This is a genomic window from Clostridium lacusfryxellense (assembly GCF_018861735.1).
GTDB classification, from domain to species: Bacteria; Bacillota; Clostridia; order Clostridiales; family Clostridiaceae; genus Clostridium_AD; species Clostridium_AD lacusfryxellense.
On the sequence record NZ_JAHLEB010000113.1, the window covers coordinates 1 to 3530 of the forward strand.

Consider the following 3530-nt stretch of genomic DNA (forward strand, 5'->3'; position numbering starts at 1 on the left):
TGTAGTGCGTCAAAATATAGCTTTATGAAACTGCATTCCTAAGTCAAATTATAACTATAATACTAATAATTATCTACTGGTTATTTGCTTTTTTACTAATCAAATTATTACTATAATAAAGCTCCTAATGACTTGACATCATCGGGAGCTTATTTTATGCTTATTATAAAAATAAAGAAAGGAAAAGGGAGAACCCAAGCCGGCAAAGCAGTGTTCTCCCTTTAAAATAAGAGTTAAAACTCTTATAGGACCTATTATTATGATAAGATTATTTTCACAATTATGCAAGTTTTTTAAGCAAATTTCTTTTGAAAATGAGATAACTGCCTTTAATAAATATGTAGGCTCTGTTAATGTAGAGGCTTTAGTGTGTCCCATTTGTGGTGCTAAACATGCATTATCTCCATTTGCGTCTTACAAACGCCATCTTGTGACCTATGATAGTAATACCGCTCAAGATAATATAATCATCATTTCTAGATATATTTGTTCATCCTGTAAACGTACCCACGCCCTACTACCTTCGGTAATTGTGCCGTATATGTCATTTAGTTTTAAATTCACTTTGTACCTCATCCATGACTATCTTGTACATAAATATCACTCTGTGGAAGTTATGTGTGAACATTATGGCATTGCGATATCTACATTCTATCGAATTTTACAAAAATTTAAAGAACATAAACAGACATGGCTTGGTCTTCTAAAGGACAAGCTTATTTCAAATCTAAGTTTTATACAGCAAATCTTAAATAGTAGTTTTGATGAAATAGAAGACTTCATAATACAATTTTTGAAACGAAGTGGCTCATCATTTTTTCAAGGAACGTCATAATTTAGCTATAAACATATTTTTTTCATTTTAATTTACATATACCACTTAATATGATAATGGCGACTTAAATGCCCATGTGATACCATTTTCTTGAGGTGATGATAAGTGAATAACAAAGAAATGATCGAAATAGCATCTATTAGACTAGCACTAATAGCCCCTGCTATAAATAATACTTTTACTGAGCGATCTAAAATTGCTTATTTTAGACGTGTTTCTGTTAATCCTGTAAAATTACCTAACGGTAATTCGGTTTTGTATAGCCCGGGTACACTTTCTAATTGGGAATCAGATTATAATAGATTTGGTTTTGATGCCCTTCTTCCGAAGACGCGTAGCGATATAGGCCAGACCCGAAAGCTAAGTGATGTGGCCATAGAGCAGATATACACTTTAAAAAACAACTTTCCTAAAATTAATGCTACGCTTATATATTATAAACTCATCGAAGATGGCTTTATTAAAGAAAAGGATGTATCAATTTCAACAGTTCAACGTTTTATAAAACACAACGATATTAGATCTGCTAGATGTATCAACATGAAAGACAGAAAAGCTTTTGAAGAAGAGTTTGCAACTGGAATGTATCAAGGAGATACGTGTTATGGGCCATTTATAACTGAGAATGGTCAGCACAGGCGGACGTATGTAATTATGCTGATAGATGATAAATCCAGACTAATAGTAGGTGGTAGATTCTTTTATAATGATAATTCTTATAACTTTCAAAAAGTACTTAAAGAGGCTGTAGCTAGGTATGGAATTCCTAATAAAATTTATTTAGATAATGGATCACCGTACAGGAATGAGCAATTAAGTCTTATATGTGGCTCGCTTGGAATAGTAGAACTTCATACGATGGTAAGAGATGGAGCTTCAAAAGGCAAAGTAGAAAGAAATTTTAGGACATTAAAAAGCAGATGGCTAAATGCTTTAGATGTAGCATCCATTTCCTCCTTAGCGGAGCTAAATGATGAATTATTCACATATATTAATAAGCATAACATAACTATTCATTCTTCTACAAAACAGCGCCCTATTGATAGATATAAGAGCGATTTAGCTCATGTAAAAGCAGCATCTGATAGTGAATGGCTAGATAATTGTTTTATGAATCGTGTACAACGCAGAGTAAATAATGATGCAACTATAAGTATTGATAAAACCCCTTATGATGTGCCTATGCAATTTATTAGGCAAAAGGTTGAAGTGCGATATCTACCTGATGACATGGACAGTGCTTATATTTATTTTGAAAAAATTAAATATAACATTAGAAAAACAAACAAAGTTGAAAATGGTAAAACTAAACGTAAAAACCCACTTAATATAGACTATTCAAAGGATGGTGTTAAATATGTTTAAGCAGTTTTATGGTATGACCTTAAACCCTTTTCAAAAAGGTATTAAAGAAAAAGATGCATATATTTCAAATGATTTAAAAGAAATGATATCAAGACTTGATTATCTTAATGAGAATAGAGGTATCGGATTATTTACGGCGTCACCTGGGTTAGGAAAAACTTTTGCCCTTAGATGTTTTGTAAAAAAGGTTAATCCGAATTTAACAAAAGTTATTTATCTTTGCTTTACTACAGTAACTACTGCTGAGTTTTATCGTCAGTTTTGTATCTCTCTAGGACTGGAACCTTGCTCTCGCAAGTCAGACATGTTTAAAAATATAAAAGATTATATGGAAAACATGAGCAGTGATAAGGGCGTACATTACATACTTGTATGGGATGAAGCACAATATTTGAGTAATGATATATTGAAGGATTTAAAACTACTCATGAATTTTTCCATGGACTCAAAGGACTGTTTTTCACTAGTTTTGATAGGCCAACCTATACTTAATAACATCTTAGAAAAACAGATACATGAAGCATTAAAACAAAGGATTATAATAAATTATGATTTTGAAGGCCTTTCAGAGACTGAGGCTATAGAATACATTCATTCTAGACTATCATTAGCCGCTGCTTCTTCTGAAATAATAGATGATAATGCCATTTTAGCTGCATACAGAAGCTGTACTGGTTCTATAAGACGTCTAAATATGATATTAACAAAGGCCTTAATAATAGGCGCACAGCACGAGAAAACAGTGATTGACACCGACACAATAATGGCTGCCGCCAATGAATTATCGCTTCGGTAACCGTAGATTATACAAGGAGGATAGGCCATGCTAATTAAATTTGAGTGTACAATGAAAACGGGCAAAAAAATAGAAAATTGGTCTGGGAAGATAACTAAATTAATTCAATATGGAAGTCATTATGAGCTTAAGATTGAAAGTAGAAGTGGATTTATTGTAGTCATAGGAAAAACAAGTTATGGTAATTTTGCTTGTATTCCTGATTATGATGTAGGCTGTCATCTTTCTAGCTTAAATGATTTATTTTGGAACTCTGAACGCTTACGTGAAATTATGAACAAAGTAGATGCAATAACGGTGGCTCACGCATTACAAGCTATTGTTGAACATATTGATTTAAATTAACATGCTTGGGTAGCTATTATTGCTACTCATTTTTTATTTAAAAGTAGCCTGCCGGCTAAAAGAATTTATATTAATAAAATGCTTTTTCCTTATTTATAAAGTGATTTTGCAGAGATAATCTGACGTAGATTACCTACTAATAATAGAAATAAAATGACGTTTCACTTAGTTATAATTTGACGTTTAACA

Annotated in this window: 4 protein-coding genes; all 4 read left to right on the plus strand. The window is 32.0% G+C overall.

Going from position 1 to position 3530, the window contains the following annotated elements; translation table 11 throughout:
- Positions 1-259 precede the first annotated feature (259 nt).
- Positions 260-835: a DUF6431 domain-containing protein gene (locus KPL55_RS25290; RefSeq protein ID WP_216309525.1), complete on the plus strand. Its 576-nt coding sequence runs from the start codon at positions 260-262 to the stop codon at positions 833-835.
- A gap of 105 nt (positions 836-940) precedes the next feature.
- Complete coding sequence (locus tag KPL55_RS25295) at positions 941-2200, plus strand: DDE-type integrase/transposase/recombinase (protein ID WP_312887397.1); 1260 nt, start codon at positions 941-943, stop codon at positions 2198-2200.
- The gene (locus tag KPL55_RS25300) at positions 2193-2996 is read left to right on the plus strand and encodes an ExeA family protein (protein ID WP_216309526.1); all 804 of its coding nucleotides are present in this window, start codon (positions 2193-2195) and stop codon (positions 2994-2996) included. Before KPL55_RS25295 ends, KPL55_RS25300 begins: the two co-directional genes overlap by 8 nt.
- A gap of 27 nt (positions 2997-3023) precedes the next feature.
- Positions 3024-3341 carry a DUF6618 family protein gene (locus KPL55_RS25305; protein WP_216309527.1) on the plus strand — a complete coding sequence of 106 codons (318 nt, stop codon included), beginning with the start codon at positions 3024-3026 and terminating at the stop codon, positions 3339-3341.
- Positions 3342-3530: the final 189 nt, after the last annotated feature.